The 18610-nt window shown below is 74.0% G+C and carries 15 protein-coding genes, 1 other RNA gene and 5 pseudogenes; 13 read left to right on the top strand and 8 right to left on the bottom strand.

Going from position 1 to position 18610, the window contains the following annotated elements; translation table 11 throughout:
- Positions 1–8: 8 nt before the first annotated feature.
- Positions 9–503, bottom strand: coding sequence for a YaaA family protein (locus ACQ95T_RS12190; protein ID WP_431472966.1), 495 nt, complete (start codon positions 501–503; stop codon positions 9–11).
- A 284-nt stretch (positions 504–787) separates the two neighbouring features.
- Between ACQ95T_RS12190 and ACQ95T_RS12185 the strand changes: the two genes are divergently transcribed.
- Genes ACQ95T_RS12185 through ACQ95T_RS12175 form a run of 3 tightly spaced genes read left to right on the top strand, consistent with a single transcriptional unit; the run spans position 788 to position 2420 of the window.
- The gene (locus tag ACQ95T_RS12185) at positions 788–2110 is read left to right on the top strand and encodes a ribonuclease catalytic domain-containing protein (RefSeq protein WP_431472965.1); all 1323 of its coding nucleotides are present in this window, start codon (positions 788–790) and stop codon (positions 2108–2110) included.
- Positions 2101–2265, top strand: coding sequence for a hypothetical protein (locus ACQ95T_RS12180; protein WP_431472964.1), 165 nt, complete (start codon positions 2101–2103; stop codon positions 2263–2265). The genes ACQ95T_RS12185 and ACQ95T_RS12180 overlap by 10 nt, the downstream gene beginning before the upstream one ends.
- A complete protein-coding gene (locus ACQ95T_RS12175; RefSeq protein ID WP_425944246.1) occupies positions 2262–2420 on the top strand; it encodes a hypothetical protein in 159 nt (52 codons plus the stop codon). The genes ACQ95T_RS12180 and ACQ95T_RS12175 overlap by 4 nt, the downstream gene beginning before the upstream one ends.
- Before the next feature lie 65 nt (positions 2421–2485).
- On the opposite strand, the gene rnpB is transcribed toward ACQ95T_RS12175, so the two are convergent.
- Both rnpB and ACQ95T_RS12165 read right to left on the bottom strand, forming a co-directional pair.
- Positions 2486–2865: RNase P RNA component class A (gene rnpB, locus ACQ95T_RS12170), an RNA gene on the bottom strand.
- 23 nt (positions 2866–2888) lie between these two features.
- Positions 2889–3545, bottom strand: coding sequence for an MBL fold metallo-hydrolase (locus ACQ95T_RS12165; protein WP_431472963.1), 657 nt, complete (start codon positions 3543–3545; stop codon positions 2889–2891).
- Positions 3546–3627: 82 nt separating this feature from the next.
- Here ACQ95T_RS12165 and ACQ95T_RS12160 point away from each other — a divergent pair.
- Positions 3628–5084 (top strand): annotated as a pseudogene (locus ACQ95T_RS12160) (GuaB1 family IMP dehydrogenase-related protein).
- Between the two features lie 40 nt (positions 5085–5124).
- Here the strand turns inward: ACQ95T_RS12160 and ppgK are convergent.
- Positions 5125–5880 carry a polyphosphate--glucose phosphotransferase gene (gene ppgK / locus ACQ95T_RS12155; RefSeq protein WP_425944240.1) on the bottom strand — a complete coding sequence of 252 codons (756 nt, stop codon included), beginning with the start codon at positions 5878–5880 and terminating at the stop codon, positions 5125–5127.
- Positions 5881–5932: 52 nt separating this feature from the next.
- On the bottom strand, positions 5933–6793 hold the full coding sequence (map, locus tag ACQ95T_RS12150) for a type I methionyl aminopeptidase (protein ID WP_425944238.1): 861 nt from the start codon (positions 6791–6793) through the stop codon (positions 5933–5935).
- A 91-nt stretch (positions 6794–6884) separates the two neighbouring features.
- Here map and ACQ95T_RS12145 point away from each other — a divergent pair, with 91 nt between their 5' ends.
- On the top strand, positions 6885–7118 hold the full coding sequence (locus tag ACQ95T_RS12145) for a hypothetical protein (protein ID WP_425944236.1): 234 nt from the start codon (positions 6885–6887) through the stop codon (positions 7116–7118).
- A gap of 6 nt (positions 7119–7124) precedes the next feature.
- On the opposite strand, the pseudogene ACQ95T_RS12140 reads toward ACQ95T_RS12145, so the two are convergent.
- Positions 7125–8125: pseudogene (locus ACQ95T_RS12140) on the bottom strand (TIGR03557 family F420-dependent LLM class oxidoreductase).
- A 40-nt stretch (positions 8126–8165) separates the two neighbouring features.
- Between ACQ95T_RS12140 and ACQ95T_RS12135 the strand changes: the two are divergent.
- From ACQ95T_RS12135 to ACQ95T_RS12105, 7 genes and pseudogenes are all read left to right on the top strand, one after another.
- On the top strand, positions 8166–8513 hold the full coding sequence (locus tag ACQ95T_RS12135; RefSeq protein ID WP_425944232.1) for an MGMT family protein: 348 nt from the start codon (positions 8166–8168) through the stop codon (positions 8511–8513).
- A gap of 4 nt (positions 8514–8517) precedes the next feature.
- The gene (locus ACQ95T_RS12130; RefSeq protein WP_425944230.1) at positions 8518–9846 is read left to right on the top strand and encodes a glutamine synthetase family protein; all 1329 of its coding nucleotides are present in this window, start codon (positions 8518–8520) and stop codon (positions 9844–9846) included.
- 53 nt (positions 9847–9899) lie between these two features.
- Positions 9900–12860, top strand: a pseudogene (locus ACQ95T_RS12125) (bifunctional [glutamine synthetase] adenylyltransferase/[glutamine synthetase]-adenylyl-L-tyrosine phosphorylase); the annotation flags it as partial.
- Between the two features lie 201 nt (positions 12861–13061).
- The gene (locus ACQ95T_RS12120; RefSeq protein WP_425944226.1) at positions 13062–13733 is read left to right on the top strand and encodes a hypothetical protein; all 672 of its coding nucleotides are present in this window, start codon (positions 13062–13064) and stop codon (positions 13731–13733) included.
- Between the two features lie 67 nt (positions 13734–13800).
- Positions 13801–13992: pseudogene (locus tag ACQ95T_RS12115) on the top strand (HisA/HisF-related TIM barrel protein); the annotation flags it as partial.
- Complete coding sequence (locus ACQ95T_RS12110) at positions 13902–14516, top strand: HisA/HisF-related TIM barrel protein (RefSeq protein WP_431473829.1); 615 nt, start codon at positions 13902–13904, stop codon at positions 14514–14516. The pseudogene ACQ95T_RS12115 and the gene ACQ95T_RS12110, both read left to right, overlap by 91 nt.
- Complete coding sequence (locus tag ACQ95T_RS12105) at positions 14513–15307, top strand: SseB family protein (protein WP_431472962.1); 795 nt, start codon at positions 14513–14515, stop codon at positions 15305–15307. Before ACQ95T_RS12110 ends, ACQ95T_RS12105 begins: the two co-directional genes overlap by 4 nt.
- Positions 15308–15385: 78 nt before the next feature.
- Here the strand turns inward: ACQ95T_RS12105 and ACQ95T_RS12100 are convergent, their stop codons facing one another.
- Together ACQ95T_RS12100 and ACQ95T_RS12095 are read right to left on the bottom strand one after the other, a co-directional pair.
- Positions 15386–17002 (bottom strand): catalase, encoded by a 1617-nt coding sequence (locus tag ACQ95T_RS12100; RefSeq protein WP_425944220.1) that lies wholly within the window; start codon positions 17000–17002, stop codon positions 15386–15388.
- Entirely contained in the window at positions 16999–17508 is a 510-nt protein-coding gene (locus tag ACQ95T_RS12095; protein ID WP_425944218.1) for a Fur family transcriptional regulator, read from the bottom strand. The genes ACQ95T_RS12100 and ACQ95T_RS12095 overlap by 4 nt, the downstream gene beginning before the upstream one ends.
- A 391-nt stretch (positions 17509–17899) precedes the next feature.
- Between ACQ95T_RS12095 and infC the strand changes: the two are divergent.
- Positions 17900–18578 (top strand): annotated as a pseudogene (gene infC / locus ACQ95T_RS12090) (translation initiation factor IF-3).
- Positions 18579–18610: the final 32 nt, after the last annotated feature.

The raw sequence follows: 18610 nt of genomic DNA, 5'->3' as shown, positions 1-18610 counted from the left end.
GCCTGGAGCTACCGGGCCACGACGTCGAGGATCCAGGACCGGCCCCGGCGTGCCGGCTCGTGCAGCGCGACGTCGAACTCCTGGCCGAGCAGGGCGGGGAGGTCCTGCACGCGCCGGGGGTCGGCCGGCGTGCGGCACAGGGCACGGGCCACCAGGCCCCGGGTGTGCTTGGCCATGTGGGTGGCCCCCGGGACGCGGACCTGCACCCACCGCGGCGCGAGCGCCTCCCCCGGTGCCCAGGCGGCGGCATACGTGCTGGAGCGGCAGTCCACGACCAGTCCGAGGCCCGCGGCCGCCTCGAGCACCGGACCCAGGTGAGGACGCCAGAACGACGCGAGCGGGCCCGGGCCCGGCAGAGACACGCCCATGGACAGACGGTAGGGAGCCAGCCGGTCGGTGGGGCGGACCGCCCCGTAGAGGGCAGAGACGACGACCAGCCTCCGGGTGGCGCGCCGGGCGGAGGCGAGGTCCAGCGAGGCCAGGTCCAGGGCGTCGTAGAGCACACCGGTGTACAGGTCGCGGGCGGCAGCGCGGGGGCCTCCTGCAGGCGCAGGTTGCGCGCGACCTCCGCGGCGACTCCGGGGCCGACGCCCAGCACGGCGGCCGCGTCTGGTCGCGCGCTCGCCCGGGCCAGCGCGGCGGCGACCTGCGCCCGGGCAGGGGCCAGGGCCGGGAAGGAGAGGGTGTGCGGACGCGCGGGGGCCCCGCGGCCGCGGGTCGCCTTGGACTCGGAGGGGGGCAGCAGGATCAGCACGACACGCAGGGTAGGCGACGTAGGGTGGCGGCCATGGTTCAGCGTGCGACACGGCTCTCCGGCACCGGCGGGCACACCCAGCTGCTGGAGCGGGCCTTCGAACGGGCGCGCGCCGAGCAGGACCTGCCGACCGGCTTCTCCGCGGAGGTGCTCGCCGAGGTGGAGCGGGCCGTGGCGGCCCCGGACCTGCCCGACCGCGACGAGACGGGGGTCCCCTTCGTCACGATCGACCCGCCGGGGTCCATGGACCTGGACCAGGCCCTGCACGTCGAGCGCGACGGCGAGGGCTACCGGGTGCGCTACGCGATCGCCGACGTCCCCGCGTTCCTGCCCGAGGGCGGAGCGCTGGACGCGGAGGTGCGCCGCCGGGGTATGACGGTCTACTGCCCCGACGTGCGCGTGCCGCTCCACCCGCCCCATCTCAGCGAGGACGCGGCCAGCCTGCTGCCGGACGAGGTGCGTCCCGCCTACGTGTGGGACATGCGCCTCACCGCCGGGGGCGAGCGCGACCGGGCCGACCTCTACCGGGCGATGGTGCGCTCGGTGCGCCGCTACACCTACGAGGAGGTGCAGGCGCTGGTGGACGGGGGAGGGGCCGAGGACACGCTCCTGCTGCTCAAGGAGGTCGGTGAGCTGCGGATCCGGCGCGAGGACGAGCGGGGCGGGGCCAGCCTGCCGATGCCGGAGCAGGAGGTGGAGGTGGACGAGGAGGGCCACTACCACCTGCGCCTGCGGCCCCTGCTCGCGGCCGAGGACTGGAACGCCCAGGTCTCCCTGCTCACGGGCATGGTGGCCGCCCGCATCATGCTCGAGGCCGGCACCGGCATCCTGCGCACGATGCCGAGCCCCGACGCGGGCGCCGTCGCCCGTTTCCGGCGGGAGGCCAGGGCCCTGGGCGTCCCGTGGCCCGAGGGCCTGACCTACGGCCGGTTCCTGCGCACCCTGGACCGCGACGACCCCGCCCACCTGGCCGTCATCAACGCCGCCACCAGCCTGTTCCGCGGAGCCGGCTACACCGTCCTCGACGGCACGTCCCCGCCCGAGGACGAGGTGGTCCAGGCGGCCATCGCCGCCCCGTACACCCACACGACCGCCCCCCTGCGCCGCCTCGTCGACCGGTTCTCGCTGGCGGTGTGCGAGGCCCTCGTGCACGGGCGGGAGCTGCCCTCCTGGGTCGAGGAGGCGCTGCCGGTGCTGCCCGATCTCATGGCCGAGGCCGACCGTCGGACCCGGGCCGTCGAGCGCTCCTGCCTCTCGTCGGTCGAGGCCGCCGTGCTCGCCGACCACGTCGGCGGCACCTTCGAGGCGGTCGTGGTGGACGTCGGGCGGCGGGGGGGGACGTCGTCGTGCAGCTGATCGACCCGCCGGTCAGCGAGCTCGCCGAGGGCCGCGCCGAGCCCGGCACCGCCGTGCGGGTCGAGGTCGTCGCCGTCGACGTGCTCGCCGGGCGGGTCGACCTCCGGATCGTCGACGGGGCGCACGTCGACGGTGTGGCAGAATCGGCGTCATGAGCTTCCGCGCACCCGCCCCGACGTCCGACGCCGTGCCGACGGGGACGGCCGACACCCGGTCGATGAACAAGGTGCTGTCGGTGATCCCGATCGGGGTCGCTGCGTTCACCGCGGTCTTCGTCGTCGTCGACCTGCTCACCGGCGCCCTGGGCTGAGCACCGCCGGCCGCCCCCTGGGCTGAGATATCGCCGGCGGCGCCCGGTGCGGACGGGGCCTGGTGAGGATGAGTCGGCCGGTACGCCGGGTTCTGTCCCTCCGCGCCGTCGCCGGCGCTGCGGAGGTGGCGGCCATCCATCTACGACGGCCGTTGCCGACCGCCTCCAGCGACCTACCCGTGCGCTCGGGCGGGCAGCCCTCGAGCACGCACTGTCTGGTCTTGCTCCCGGTGGGGTTTACCGAGCCACGCCAGTCACCTGGCGTGCTGGTGGTCTCTTACACCACCCTTTCACCCTGACCCACCGGCGGACCGGTGGGCGGTCTACTTTCTGTGGCACTGTCCCGCGGGTCGCCCCGGGTGGCCGTTAGCCACCACCGTGCCCTGTGGAGCCCGGACGTTCCTCGGCGGACCCGAAGGTCCGACGCGGCCGCCTGGCCGACTCATCCTCAGCCTCCCAGTCTACCGCTCAGAGCGTCGCCGCCCCGACACCCCGAAGGTCGAGCACCTCCACCCCGCCCTCGGCACCGAAGTCACCGATGTGCTTGAGGTACATCGAGCGGCCCGTGTCGTTGAGGAGACCGTCGTGCACCGGGACCACGCCCCGCCGCGGGGGGACCCTGCGCACGAACTCCAGCGTCTCGGCGATCTTGCCCCAGGGCGCGTTGACCGGGACGGCGAGCAGGTCGACCGGTCCCGGGTCGGCGTCCAGGGCGTCACCCGGGTGGAACAGGGCGGTCCCGCCCGCCTCCAGGACCACGCCGGTGTTGCCGATCCGCTCCACCCAGGGGTGGATCACGGCGTGCTGCTCGCCCACCGGCCGCAGCTCGACGGGTCCCAGGTCGACGCGGCCGCCCGGCTCGAGCCGCTCCAGCCGCCCGCCCAGGCCCTGGTCGGCGAGCAGCTCGGCCGTCTGGGACTCCACGAGCACCCGGGCGTCGGGGTTGGCCCGCAGGAGCTCGGGTCCGCGGCGCGGATCGAGGTGGTCCGGGTGCTGGTGGGTCACCAGGACCGCGGTGAGTCCGGTCAGGTCGTCCAGGTCGGAGAAGGTCCCCGGGTCGACGAGGATGCGCTGGTCCTGCTCCTCGAGGAGCAGGCAGGCGTGGCCCCGGTGCGTCAGCTGCATGGTCTACCTCCGTCAGGTCGGTGTCGGCCCCACGCTAGGACGCCCGCTGGTGCTGCGCCAGGGGTGCGTACGCTGGGGCACCGTGGAGTTCCTCAACGGTATGCGGCCGACGCACGAGCTGACCTACGCCGACGTGTTCATGGTTCCCTCCCGCTCGGCGGTGACCTCGCGTCTGGACGTGGACCTGACCACCCCCGACCGGGTGGGGACCACGGTCCCGGTGGTGGTGGCCAACATGACCGCGGTCTCCGGCCGTCGGATGGCCGAGACGGTGGCCCGTCGGGGGGGTGCGGCCGTGCTGCCCCAGGACATCCCCCTGCCCGAGGTGCGGAGGACGGTCGAGCGCGTCAAGGCCAGCCACCCCGTCTACGAGACCCCGATCGTCGTCGAACGGTCCGCCCCCGTGGCCCAGGTCCTGTCCGTCATGGGCAAGCGGGCGCACCGGGCCGCGGTCGTCGTGGAGGCGGGTCGGCCGGTCGGGGTGGTGACCGAGGCCGACTGCGAGGACGTGGACCGGTTCTCCTCGGTCGCAGAGGTCATGCAGGAGCCCCGGGTGGTCCTGGAGGACGGCGTCGACCTGCGCGCGGCCTTCGACGACCTCGAACGCAGCCGCGCGGACCTGGCCCCCGTGGTCGCCGGGGGACTGCTGAGGGGCATCGTCACCCGCACCGGTCTGCTGCGCTCGGCGATGTACGCGCCGGCCGTCGACCCGGAGGGCCGGCTGTGCGTCGGCGCGGCGGTGGGGATCAACGGGGACGTGCCGGCCAAGGCGGCCGAGCTGCTGGCCATCGGGGTCGACGTCCTCGTCGTCGACACCGCACACGGGCACCAGGAGAAGATGCTCGAGGCACTGCCGCAGGTGGTCGCCGCCCGGGACGCCCACGCGGACCGCACCGGTGTCCGGGTCCCGGTCGTCGCGGGCAACGTGGTCTCCCGGGCCGGGGTGCACGACCTGGCCGCGGCCGGGGCGGACATCGTCAAGGTGGGGGTGGGGCCGGGCGCCATGTGCACGACCCGGATGATGACCGGTGTCGGGCGACCGCAGTTCTCCGCCGTCGTGGAGTGCGCGGAGGCGGCCCGGGAGACCGGGGCGCAGGTGTGGGCCGACGGCGGTGTCAAGCACCCCCGCGACGTGGCCCTGGCCCTGGCCGCCGGGGCCGCGTCGGTCATGGTCGGGTCCTGGTTCGCCGGGACCCTGGAGTCGCCGGGCGACCTCATGCGCGACGCGGAGGGCCGGGCCTACAAGGAGTCCTTCGGGATGGCCTCGGCCAGGGCGGTGCGTCAGCGCACCAGGGACCTGTCGGCCTTCGACCGGGCCCGGTCCGCGCTGTTCGAGGAGGGCATCTCCTCGGGCCGGATGTTCCTCGACCCCCACCGCCCCGGGGTGGAGGACGTCCTGGACCAGATCGTCTCCGGGGTGCGCAGCGCCTTCACCTACGCAGGGGCCCGGACCGTGGGAGAGTTCCACACCCGGGCCGTCGTGGGGGTCCGGGGGCCGCCGGGTTCGAGGAGGGCAGGCCGCGCCACACCTCCTGGTGAGGCGCAGCCCGGGCGGCCGGTCGATCCTGTCCGCCGTCGCTCAGTCCTCCACGTGCCGCGTGTACCAGGCGGCGCCGATGATCCCCGCGTCGTTGCGCAGCTCGGCGGCCACCACCGGCGCCCGCAGGTGCAGCAGCGGAAGGAACTTGTGGGCCTTCTTCGACACGCCGCCGCCCACGATGATCAGGTCGGGCCAGAGGAGGTTCTCCACGTGGGAGTAGTAGCGCTGCAGCCGCTCGGCCCACTCCTCCCAGGAGAGGTCCTCCTCCTCGCGCGCGCTGCTGGCCGCCCTCGTCTCCGCGTCGTGGCCGTCGAGCTCCAGGTGGCCCAGCTCGGTGTTGGGCAACAGCTCACCACCCCGGAACAGCGCGGACCCGATCCCCGTGCCCAGCGTCGTCAGCAGCACCACGCCGTCGTTGCCCCGACCGGCGCCGTAGTGCATCTCGGCCACGCCGGCGGCGTCCGCGTCGTTGACCACGTGCACCGGCCTCTCGAGGTGCCGGGAGAACAGCGCGTCGGCGTCCGTGCCGATCCAGCTGGGGTCGATGTTGGCGGCCGTCCGCACCACGCCGTGGTGCACCACGGCGGGCACGGTGATCCCGACCGGGCTGTCGGCGTCGATCTCGTCGAACTCGTCGATGATCTGGGCCACGATCTCGGCCACCGCCTCGGGAGTGGCGTCGTCGGGGGTGTCGATGCGGACCCGGTCGGTCGCGAACGCGCCCTTCTCCAGGTCGACGGGGGCACCCTTGATGCCGCTCCCGCCGATGTCGACGCCGAGGATGTGCTGTCCCATGGTGGTCCTTCCGGTGGCTGGGGGACGGGCCACTGACGGCGGCCCGGGCTGGTCAGGGGAGGGTGAGGATCTCCGGGCCGTCCTCGGTGATAAGGATGGTGTGCTCGAACTGGGCGGAGGGACGGCCGTCGGCCGTCAGGACCGTCCAGCCGTCGTCCCACTCCACCCACTCGTGCGTGCCCAGGTTGAGCATCGGCTCGATGGTGAAGGTCATCCCCGGCTCGATGACCGTGTCGTAGTCCGGGGCGGCGTCGTAGTGGGGGATGACGAGCCCCGAGTGGAACGCCTCGCCGACACCGTGGCCGGTGAAGTCGCGCACGACGCCGTAGCCGAACCGCCTGGCATAGCTCTCGATGACCCGCCCGACCACGTTGATCTGCCGCCCGGGACGGGCCGCCCGGATCCCCCTCATCAGGGCCTCGTGCGTGCGCTCGACGAGCAGCCGGGTCTCCTCCGCGACGTCGCCGCACAGGAACGTCGCGTTGTTGTCGCCGTGCACGCCTCCCACGTAGGCGGTGATGTCGATGTTGCAGATGTCCCCGTCCCGCAGGGGCCGGTCGTCCGGGATGCCGTGGCAGACGACCTCGTTGACGGAGGTGCACAACGACTTGGGAAAACCCCGGTAGCCCAGCGTGGAGGGGTAGGCCCCGTGGTCCAGGAGGAAGGCGTGGCCCGCGCGGTCGATCTCGTCCGTGGTGACCCCCGGGCGGACCATCTCGCCGCACAGCTGCAGCGCCCGGGCGGCGATCCGACCGGCGTGCCGCATCCGCTCGACGGTCTCGGCGTCCTTGACCTCCGACCCCCGGAACGGCGCCGGCGCCGGCCGGTCGACGTACTCCGGGCGGGGCAGGTCGGTCGGGACGGCGAGACGGGGACTGATCTTTCCGGGGGCGAGGGGTGTGCTCGTCGGCATAGGGTCGAGTGTAGGTGGCCCGTCCCGAGGCGGCCCACGGCCCGAGGAAGTGCAGTCGTGCCCCACGGGCACCACCACCGGAGGAGACGGTATGCAGTACTGGTTCAACACCCGCACCGGCCAGGTCGAGGCGGGGGACGACCCCGAGCGTGCCCGCAGCCACGACCTGCTGGGGCCCTACGCCACCGAGGAGGAGGCCTCTCGGGCGCTCGACATCGCCGCGGAGCGGACGGCCCGCTGGGACGAGGAGGAGGCGGCCGAGGACGAGTGGCGCACCGGTGACCCGCAGGCCCGGGACTGGGACGCCAACCCGCTCAACGGCTGACGTCGCTCACCGGCGCAGCGCTGGAAGCACCTCCCGGCCGAAGACCTCGATCCACTCCGCCTGGTTGCGCCCGACGTTGTGCAGGTAGACCCGGTCGAAGCCGTGGTCGAGGTAGCTCTGCACGTGGGCCCGGTGCACGTCCGGGTCGCTGGAGATCACCATCCGCCCCTCGAAGTCCTCGGCGCGCACGAGCGCGGCCATCTGGGCCAGGTCGTGGGGGGAGCGGATGTCGGCCTTGGGGAACTTCATCCCCCCGTTGGGCCACTCGGTGAGGGCGTTGGCCACGGCCTCCTCGTCGGTCGGCGCCCAGGAGAGGTGGAGCTGCAGCACCCGGGTCATGCCGTCGGGGTCCTTGCCGGCGTCCCTGGCCCCCTGGGCGAACCGGTCCAGGAGCATGCCGACCTTCTCGTGCGGGGCCCGACGGTGATGATCCCGTCGGCGTGGCGACCGGTACGGCGGGCGTTCACCGGTCCTGCCGTCGCCACGAGGATCGGCGGCGCCTGCTCGGGCATCGTCCACAGACGGGTGGTCTCCATGCGGAAGTGCTCTCCGGCCCAGCGCGAGTCCTTGCCCTCCCGGGATGAGGTGAACAGCTGGGAGATCAGCTCCACCGCCTCGAACATCCGGCGGGAGCGCTCGCCGGCCTCGGGCCAGTAGCCGCCGACCACGTGCTCGTTGAGCGCCTCGCCGGCCCCCAGGCCCAGCCAGGTCCGGCCCGGGTACATGGCCTCGAGGGTCGCCGCGGCCTGGGCGACGATCGCCGGGTGCCAGCGGAAGCTGGGACACACGACCCCCGGGCCGAGGTCGCCCCGGGTACGTTCGCCGACCGCCGTCAGCACGTTCCAGACGAAGGCGGACTCGCCCTGGGCGGGCACCCACGGCTGGAAGTGGTCGGCCGCCATGCAGCCGGAGAAGCCGTGCTCCTCGGCCAGCGCGGTCAGGCGCACGGCCTCCGCGGGGTGGAACTGCTCGAGCATGGCGGCGTAGCCGATCGTGGGGGTGCTCATGACGAGAGCGTAGGCGGCGCACGCGGGTAGGGTCCGACGGATGGACGACCTCCTCGTGGAACGGGTCCTGCGGGCGGTCGAGGCGGTGCCGCCGGGCCGGGTGGTCAGCTACGGGGACCTCGCCTCGCTCGTGGGCACGGGTCCTCGTCACGTGGGGGCGGTGATGGCGCGGTGGGGCTCCGGCGTGCCGTGGTGGCGGGTGACCGACCGGTCCGGGCGGTTGCGGCCGGACCTGCTCGCGCGGGCCCGGGAGCAGTGGCTGCAGGAGGGGATCGGGCTGAGCACCGACGGCCGGGGCGTCCGGTTCGAGGCCCACCGGGCCGACCTCGACCGCCTCGCGCAGGACCACGCCCGGGCCACCGCGGACCTGGACGATGCGGCAGGATGAGGTCATGAACCGCCAGCAGGAGTACGTCCTCCGCACCATCGAGGAGCGGGACATCCGGTTCGTCCGGCTCTGGTTCACCGACATCCTCGGCACCCTGAAGTCGGTGGCGGTGGCCCCCGCCGAGCTCGAGCAGGCCTTCACCGAGGGCATCGGGATCGACGGCAGCGTCATCGAGGGGTTCACGAGGGTGTACGAGGCCGACATGGTGGTCCAGCCGGACGCCGACACCTTCCAGGTCCTGCCCTGGCGGGAGCGGACGGCCCGGATGTTCTGTGACATCCACATGCCGGACGGGAGCCCGGCCGCCACCGACTCGCGGCACATCCTGCGCCGGGCGCTGGACGCCGCCGGGCAGGAGGGCTTCACCTTCTACACCCACCCGGAGATCGAGTTCTACCTCTTCAAGGAGCCCTACGACCCCTCGGTCGGCCCGGTCCCGGTCGACCAGGCCGGCTACTTCGACCACGTCGCCCGCGGGGACGGCCACGACTTCCGTCGCGGCGCGATCGAGATGCTGGAGCAGATGGGCATCTCGGTCGAGTTCAGCCACCACGAGGGCGGCCCCGGCCAGCAGGAGATCGATCTGCGCTACGCCGACGCCCTGTCCATGGCGGACAACATCATGACCTTCCGCACGGTCGTGCGAGAGGTCGCCCTCCACGAGAAGGCGTTCGCCACGTTCATGCCCAAGCCGCTGGCGCCGCACCCGGGCTCGGGCATGCACACCCACGTGTCGTTGTTCGAGGGGGACACCAACGCGTTCTACGAGCCCGGAGCCTCCTACGAGCTGTCCACGACCGGACGGCGGTTCATGGCCGGGGTGCTGGCGCACAGCCGCGAGATCTGCGCGGTGACCAACCAGTGGGTCAACTCCTACAAGCGCCTCTGGGGCGGCGGGGAGGCCCCCGCCTACGTGTGCTGGGGGCACAACAACCGCTCGGCGCTGGCCCGGGTGCCCATGTACTCCATCGGCAAGGGTCACTCCCGCCGGATCGAGGTCCGCTCGATCGACGCCGCCTGCAACCCCTACCTGACGTATGCCGTGATCCTCGCCTCGGGCCTGCGCGGCATCAAGGAGGGCTACGACCTGCCCCCCGAGGCCGAGGACGACGTGTGGGCGCTGACCGACAGCGAGCGGCGCGCCCTGGGGATCGACCCGCTGCCGCAGAGTCTGGGGGAGGCGGTCGCCGTGATGGAGGAGTCGGACCTGGTCGCCGAGGTCCTGGGCGAGCAGGTCTTCGACTTCTACCTGCGGAACAAGTGGCAGGAGTGGGGCGAGTACCGCTCCCAGGTCACCCGCTTCGAGCTCGACCGCTACCTGCTGCACCTGTGAGGTCCGGACCCGTGCGGCGTCGTGGTGGTCCGCCGGGGGAGGACGACGGGCCGGTGACGGCGGCCGAGCTGGCCCGTGCCGGGGTCGCCGACACCCGTCGCTCCGGCGGGCTCCTCGCCGAGGTCGTGGAACGGGCGGGCGCGGAGCTGGACGTCCCCGCGCTCCTGGGGGACCTGTCCCGGGTCGCCGACCCGGACGCCGCGCTCCTGGGGCTCGTCCGGCTCCTGGACCCGCGCACCACCGCGACCGACGGGTCCCGCACCGACGGGGCGGTGCTCCCCGTGGTGCGTGGGGGAGGCACCGCCCGCCGCCGGCTGCTCGCGCTGCTCGGGGGGAGCGGGGCGCTGGCCGACCACCTCGTCCGCCACCCCGAGCACCTGGAGGACGTCGTGGGGGGGGCGGACCCCGACCCGGCCCAGGTGGAGGACGCGGTCAGGGGGACCTCGGGCCGGGAGGGGGCCGAGGCGCTGCGCGTGGCCTACCGCCGTCAGCTGCTGCGGGTGGCGACCCGGGACCTCACCAGCGAGGACCCGGTCGACCTCCTCCCCGTGGTCGCGGCGGAGCTGGCGGAGCTGGCCGGCGCGGCCCTGAGGGGGGCGCTGGTGCTGGCCCGGGACGAGACCGAGGACGAGGCCTGCTGCGACCTCGCCGTCGTGGCGATGGGCAAGACGGGGGGGTGCGAGCTGCGAGCTGAACTACATCAGCGACGTGGACGTGATCTTCCTGGTCGGCCCCCGGGACGGGACGTCGGAGGAGCAGGCCCTGGCCGTCGGGGCGGCGCTGGCCAGCGCGGTGATGCGCGTCTGCGGGCAGTCCACGTCCGAGGGGTCCCTGTGGCCGGTCGACGCGGCGCTGCGCCCGGAGGGCAAGAACGGCCCGCTCGTGCGCTCGCTGCACTCCCACCGCGAGTACTACCAGCGCTGGGCCAAGACCTGGGAGTTCCAGGCGCTGCTCAAGGCCCGTCACGTCGCGGGGGACCAGGAGCTCGCGGAGCGGTGGGCCGAGCTCGTCGGTCCGCTCGTCTGGGAGGCCGCCGGGCGGGAGAACTTCGTCGACGACGTGCAGGCGATGCGCCGCCGGGTCGAGCGCAACGTCCGGTCGGGGGAGGCCGACCGCGAGCTCAAGCTGGGCCCGGGCGGTCTGCGCGACATCGAGTTCAGCGTCCAGCTGCTGCAGCTGGTCCACGGCCGCACCGACGAGACCCTCCGCTCGCGCACCACGCTGGATGCGCTGGCCGCCCTCCGGGACGGTGGGTACGTGGGCCGCGACGACGCGCGGGTCCTCGACGAGGCCTACCGTCTGCTGCGCACCTTGGAGCACCGGTTGCAGCTGCACCGCATGCGCAGGACGCACGTCATGCCGACCTCGGAGGTCGAGCTGCGCCGGCTGGGCAGGTCGCTGGGGGAGCGGGGCGAGGCAGACCGCGCGGTGGTGCAGCGGTGGCGCGCCGTGCAGCGCGACGTGCGGCGGCTGCACGAACGGCTCTTCTACCGGCCGCTGCTGGGGGCCGTGGCCCGGCTGACCACCGACGAGGTGCGGCTCTCGCCGGAGGCCGCGCGGGAGCGCCTGTCCGCCCTGGGCTTCCGCGACCCCGAGGGTGCCATGCGCCACCTGGGGACGCTGACCGAGGGTCTGAGCCGGCGGGCCACCATCCAGCGCCACCTGCTGCCGGTGATGCTGGCCTGGTTCGCGGACGGGGCCGACCCCGACGCGGGCCTGCTGGCCTTCCGGCGGATCAGCGACGCGCTGGGCACCACGCACTGGTACCTGGGCATGCTGCGGGACGAGGGGACGGCCGCCGAACGGCTCGCGAGGGTCCTGTCCACCAGCCGGTATGCCGTCGACCTGCTGCTGAGGGCGCCGGAGACCGTCGCGCTGCTCGGCGACCCCGGCGCCCTCGTCGTCCCCGAGCAGGAGGCCCTGCTCGCCCGCATGTCCGCCGCGGCCACCCGTCGGGCGGACCCGGGCGAAGCCTTCGTGGCCGTCCGGACGGTACGGGCCCGCGAGCTGGTCCGCACCGTGCTGGGCGACCTCGTGGGCGGGTGGTCCGGTGAGCAGGTCCGGCGCGCCCTGACCGACGTGACCGACGCGACGCTCCGGGGCGCCCTCCAGGTGGCCTCCCGCGTCGTGGAGGAGCGCGACGGCGGGCTCGTCACCGACCTGCTGGTCGTCGGCATGGGCCGGCTGGGCGGGCGCGAGCTGGGCTACGCCAGCGACGCGGACGTGCTCTACGTGCACCGCCCGCACCCGGGGGCCGACCCCGAGCTGGCCACCCGGCAGGCCGGCGACGTCGTGGCCGAGCTGAGGTCCGGCCTGTCCGGACGGGCCGGACCGGACCCGGCGCTGGAGCTGGACGCCGACCTGCGCCCGGAGGGACGGTCCGGGCCGCTGGTGCGGACGCTGGAGAGCTACGCCACCTACTACGCCCGCTGGTCCGCCGGCTGGGAGTCGCAGGCGCTGCTGCGCGCCCGGCCGGTCGCCGGCGACGAGGACCTGGGGCGGGCCTTCACCGAGCTCGTCGAACCACTGCGCTGGCCGCGCGGCGGGGGATCACCCCGGAGGCCGTGCGCGAGATCCGCCGGCTGAAGGCGCGGATGGAGGCCGAGCGGCTGCCCCGGGGGGCGGACCCCCGGGCCCACCTCAAGCTCGGACGCGGCGGCCTCTCCGACGTGGAGTGGGTGGCCCAGCTCCTGCAGCTGCAGCACGCCCACGAGCACGCGGGGCTGCGCACGACCAGCACCCTGGCTGCGCTCGAGGCGGCGGTGGAGGCCGACCTGCTGTCGGCCGAGGACCAGGCGACGCTGGCCCGCGCGTGGACGCTGGCCTCCCAGCTGCGCGACGCCGGGGTGATGTGGCGGGGGCGGGCCGTCGACTCGGTCCCCAGCGCCCTGCGTGACGCCGAGGGGATGGCCCGGGTGATGGGACGCTCCCCCGGCCACGGGTCGGAGCTGGCCGAGGAGTGGCGGCGCACGGCCCGGCACGCCCGGCAGGTCGTCGACCGTCTCTTCTACGGCGACGCGCCACCCTCGCCCGGGGGGCGCAGCCCGGTGTCGACACCGGGGGCCCAGCGGTCCCGCCCGGGTCGGGCGGCCGGCTTCGACCGGGCGCCCGGGGGCCCACCGCGCTCGGCCTCGCGCTTCCCCCGTCCGAGCCGGGGCCGGGGCGGTCACGACGGCGGTCCGTCCGGTGGCCGGGGGCGTTCGTAGGATGTCCGGGTGACCACCCCCAGCACCCGTCCCTCGGACGACCGGACGTCGGCGTCGGCGTCGGCGACGCTGCCGACCGCGCTCCTGCTGCTGGGCGGCCCGCGTGAGCGGGTGGCGGACTGGGTCGGACGGTCCGTGGTCCCGCTGGTGTGGGCACCGGCCGGCCGGTGGAGCCTGGTCGTCGCCGTGGGAGGCACCCGCACCGGCCCGCCCTACGACGACGGCGCCCTCCTGCTGGCCGGGCGCCCCGTGCCGGGCCGGACCGGTCCGGCCCTCGGGTTCTTCGAGGTCGGCGGGCGGGCGGTGGTCACCCTGCACACGGCCGGTCGACGCCGGGGGCCGGGCTGGGTGGTCTGGGAGCCGGAGGTGGGTCTGGTCCGCCCGCCGGGTCTGGACCTTGCCGGCCCGGGGGAGATCGTCCGGGCCGCCGGTTGCCCGGCCCGCAGCAGGGAGGAGCTCGTCGACCTGCTCCACGAGACGAGACCACGCCCGGTGACCATGCTGCAGGCGGTGATGGCCACGCTCGGCCTTCCCGGACCCCGGCTGCTGCAGGATCCCGCCCGGGCCGAGGACCTGCCGGGGGCGGCCCGGCACGAACCCTCCGGCCGTCAGGTGACGTGGTTCGAGGACGCCGTCGCCGACTCCGTCAGGCTGCGGCGCGAGCTGGGGGTGCTCGAATGAGCGGCCGCCCGCGGGCGAGGGTGCCGGTGGGACTCCCCGAGGGGAAGGCGGCGGGGCGGGTCCGCCGATGAGCTCGTTCGAGCTCCTGCCGGCCGTGGACGTGGCCGGACGGCGGGCCGTGCAGGTCGTCGGTCCCGGGCCCGCCGATCCGCTCGAGGTGGCCCGGCACTGGATCGAGGAGGGCGCCGAACGGATCCACCTGGTCGACCTGGACCGCGCGTTCGGGAGGAGCCCGGACCCGGCCTTCCTCGCCGGCCTGGTGCAGGCTCTGCCGGTCCCGGTCCAGCTCTCCGGAGGGTTGGACGACGGCGCGGCGGTCTCGCGCAGGCCCTGGCGACCGGGGCGTGGCGCGTCAACCTCGCGACCACGGCGCTGCAGGACCCGGTCGCGGTGGGTCGGCTGCTCGCGGCCGAGGGCCCGCGGATCGCCGTCGGGGTGGACGTGCTCGGGGACCGGGTGGTCGCGCGGGGCTCGGGCGTCGACCTCGGCCCCCTCGTGGGGGTCCTCGACCTGCTCGTGGAGCTGCTCACCCCGACGACCGCCGGCGCGGTCGTGCTCGCCGACGCGGGCCGCGACGGCCGCCGAAGCGGTGCGGACGTCGGCCTGCTCGCCCGCGTCGTGGCACGGCTGGGGACGCGCGTGCCCGTGGTGTCCTCGGGCGGGATCGCGGAGCTCGACGACCTCCGGGCCCTGCGGGCGGCCGGGGCGTCCGGCGCGGTCCTGGGCGCCGCCCTGTACCACGGCGCCTTCACCCTCTCGCAGGCCAAGGAGGCCGTCGCATGACCCACCGCTTCAGCGCCCACGACCCGCGGGCCGGGCACGACAGCGCAGGGGTCCCCTGGACGGGGCGGACCCTCACCGGCACCGGGTTCGAGGGGGACACCGGTGCGGCGGACGAGACGCTCGCGGCACTCCTCGCGGCCCACGGCCGGGCGGCGTCCGGGGGTGCGGACGCCGGGGTCGACCCGGCCGAGCTCGTCGCCGCCGTGGCCACGGCGCGGCTCGTGGTGCCCGTGGTGGCCGTGCCGGGCGAGGTGGACGACAGTTCGGGCGTGCCCGTGGACGTCTCCAGCGACATGGCCTCGGTGACGCTGGTGGCCCCCGACGGGGCGCGCGCCCTGCCGGCCTTCACCTCCACGGCGGCCCTGGCCGCCTGGAACGCCGACGCCCGCCCGGTGCCGGTGACTGCCCAGCGCGCCGCGCTCGCCGCCGTCCAGGAGGGGTGCTCGGTCATCCCGCTGGACCTGCCCGCGCCGCCGGGCACGGCGGCATACCTGCTCCGGCCGTCCATGGTGTGGGCCCTCGCGACGGGTCGTCGTCCGTGGGTCCCGGCGCACGAGGACGACCAGGTGCGGGCCGCTGTCGCCGCGGCGGTGGCCGGGGAGGAGGCGGTCGTCTCCCACGACTGCGCCGCCGGCCCGGACCTCGCGCTCCAGGTCGGGCTGACGCTCGTGCCAGGGCTGACCCAGGACGAGGTCCGCCGGCTGGTCACGTCGGTGGGGGAACGGATCGCCGCCGACGGCGAGACGCGTGCGCGCATCGACGCGGTGACCTTCCGGCTGCGGGGCGCCTGAGGCCCGGCTGCGGCCCGGACCGACGACGGGCGCGCCACCCCCGCAGGAGCGACGCGCCCGTCCGGACCGGTCCGACGATCAGCTGTGGGCGGCGTGGCCCGGCTGGGCCGAGGCCGCGACCTCGGGCCGCACACCCTCGGCGTCCGGGCTGCCGGTGTCCGCGTCCTTGGGACCGGCGCCCGGGACCTGGTCGCCCTTGGCGGCCCGGTAGGCCTCCTCGACGCGGCGACCGATGCCCTCGTCCACGTTGCGCCAGTACTCGAAGACGCGGGAGAGCACGGGCTCGCGCACGTCGTCGGGCATCAGCGAGCCGACGACGGTCTCCACGAGCCGACCGCGCTGCTCCTCGCTGTACACCTCGCGCACGAGGATCCCCGGCTGGGTGAAGTCGTCGTCGTCCTCGCGCAGCGTGTAGGCCTGCCGCACGAGCTCGCCGTCGGCCTCCCAGCCGTTCTCGACCGGGCCGGTCTCGTCCGACCACGGACGGTCGTAGGAGTTGGGCGCGTAGGTGGGCTGGTTGCCCGAGTGCAGGAACGCCATCGGACCGTCGAACTGGTAGGCGTTCGTCTGCACCTTCGGCTGGTTGACCGGCAGGTGCTGGAAGTTCGCACCGATCCGGTGCCGCTGGGCGTCCGGGTAGGAGAACACGCGGGCCAGCAGCATCTTGTCGGGGGAGACCCCGGTGCCGGGCACCTGGTTGGACGGGGAGAACGCCGCCTGCTCGATCTGGGCGTGGAAGTTCACCGGGTTGCGGTCCAGGGTCAGGGTGCCGACCTTGACCAGCGGGTAGTCCGCGTGCGGCCACACCTTGGTGAGGTCGAACGGGTTGATCCGGTAGGTCTTGGCCTCCTCGTACGGCATGATCTGCATCGACAGCGTCCAGGAGGGGAGGTCGCCCGCCTCGATCGCGTCGAAGAGGTCGCGCCGGTGGAAGTCGGCGTCCTCGCCCGCGAGCTGACCGGCCTCCTCGTTGGTGAGGTTCTCCACACCCTGGTGGCTGTGCCAGTGGTACTTGACGAAGAAGCGCTCACCCTGGGCGTTGACCCACATGTAGGTGTGCGAGGAGTAGCCGTTCATGTGCCGCCAGGTCTTCGGCAGACCACGGTCGCCCATGAGGTAGGTGACCTGGTGGGCCGACTCCGGCGTCGAGGTCCAGAAGTCCCACTGCATGTTGTTCGAGCGCAGGCCGCTGTCGGGCAGGCGCCGCTGGCTGCGGATGAAGTGCGGGAACTTCATGGGGTCGCGCACGAAGAAGACCGGCGTGTTGTTGCCGACCACGTCGTGGTTGCCCTCGCTCGTGTAGAGCCGCACCGCGAAGCCGCGCACGTCCCGCCAGGTGTCCGGAGACCCCTGCTCACCGGCGACGGTGGAGAAGCGCACGAGGGCCTCGGACTCCGCACCCTTCTGGAAGCCGGCTGCGCTGGTCCAGCGGGAGACGTCCTCGGTGACGACGAACCGGCCGAAGGCGCCCGAGCCCTTCGCGTGGGGCAGGCGCTCCGGAACCTTCTCCCGGTCGAAGTGGGCCAGGGTCTCGATGAGGCTCACGTCGTGCAGGAGCAGCGGCCCGTCGGCGCCGACGGACAGGGAGTTGCGGTCCGAGCCCGAGGGCACGCCCGCCGTGGTGGTGGACCCCGTGGTGCGGGGGTGCTCCTCGGAATGCAGCTGGTTGACGAACCCGTGCTGGGTCTGGCTCATGCGTTCTCCTTCGCGTGGTGGATGGGCGTGGTGGTTCGGGTGGTCGCCGGTGGTGCACCGGCGGCGCCGACGTCGTCGGTGCGGCAGTCCGGACAGAGCCCCCAGTAGATGACCTCGGCCTCGTCGACGAGGAACCCGAGGGCCTGGGGTGCGGTGGGGTCCAGGCAGGGCACCGAGCCGGTGGAACAGGGCACGTCGTGCAGGTGGCCGCAGCCGCGGCAGACGACGTGGTGGTGGTTGTCCCCGCCGTCGATCTCGTAGCGGGCCACCGAGTGGGCCGGCTGGATGCGGCGGAGCAGGCCGGCCCCGTCGAGGGTGGACAGGACGTCGTAGACCCCCTGCACCGAGACGCCCGCCGCTCCGGCGGTGGAGCGGGCCCGGACCTGCTCGAGCACCCGGGCGGCGTCGGCGTGCGGGTGATCGGCGAGCACGTCCAGCACGGCCACCCTGGGCCCGGTGACGCGCAGCCCGGCGGCGCGCAGCAGGTCAACGGGGGCGGTCGGCACACCCCCATCGGACCATGTTTTCTTGAACGGTTCATGTGGAGCCCCCGCGCGGGCAGGGCAGTCGGAACGCGGCGGTCGGGCCGAGCGCGGACGGGCGGCTGCGCGTCGCCCCGTCGCGCGGGGCCCCGGGGTGGATCTGCTAGCATGATCAATGACCAGTCGGACGTCCGCGCGTCCGACGTGCAAGAGGGGCCTCGGCCCCCACCCGCGTCGACCTCAGGGTCGCCGGGTCCGGGTCCGGCACCGCAGTGGTGCCAGGGTATGACGTGGCGAACCCACGGCATACCCCTCCTGCCGACCGACGGCCGGGTGGGACCCGTGTCAGGCCTCTTGCGCACCTGGTGCCAGGAGGCCTTTCTGGTGCCTGGTCGTCGCGAACGGACGAAGGAGCATGCACATCAGCGAGCCTCGCATCAACGACCGGATCCGCGTTCCCGAGGTCCGTCTGGTGGGACCGAACGGGGAGCAGGTCGGCATCGTGCGCGTCGAGGACGCGCTGCGGCTGGCGGCCGAGGCAGATCTCGACCTCGTCGAGGTGGGCCCCGGAGGCCCGTCCTCCGGTCGCCAAGCTCATGGACTTCGGCAAGTACAAGTACGAGACCGCCATGAAGGCCCGGGAGTCCCGCAAGAACCAGGTCAACACGGTCATCAAGGAGATCAAGCTCCGGCCCAAGATCGACGACCACGACTACGGCACCAAGAAGGGTCACGTCGTCCGCTTCCTCAAGGGAGGCGACAAGGTCAAGGTCACGATCATGTTCCGCGGTCGCGAGCAGTCCCGGCCCGAGCTGGGCTTCCGGCTCCTGCAGCGCCTGGCCGAGGACGTCGCCGAGCTCGGTTTCGTCGAGAGCGCCCCGCGACAGGACGGCCGCAACATGGTCATGGTCCTGGGTCCGACCAAGAAGAAGACGGTCGTGCGCCAGGAGAAGCGCCGTGAGGCCGAGCGGACCAAGGGCGGTGAGGGCACCGCGACGACCCAGGACGGGACGGCTGCGGCCCCGGCCGATGACGAGACCGTCGGAGCCACCCCCGGGACCGACGTCCCGTCCACCCAGACCGAGCAGGTCTGACGGCGCTGCGGCGCCCCCACCTGCGCACCACC

Origin of the sequence: Ornithinimicrobium carbonis (assembly GCF_050703245.1) — a bacterium.
Lineage (GTDB): Bacteria > Actinomycetota > Actinomycetes > Actinomycetales > Dermatophilaceae > Ornithinicoccus.
Note: the sequence above shows the minus strand (reverse complement) of the source record. Positions and strands in the feature narration are given on the sequence as shown.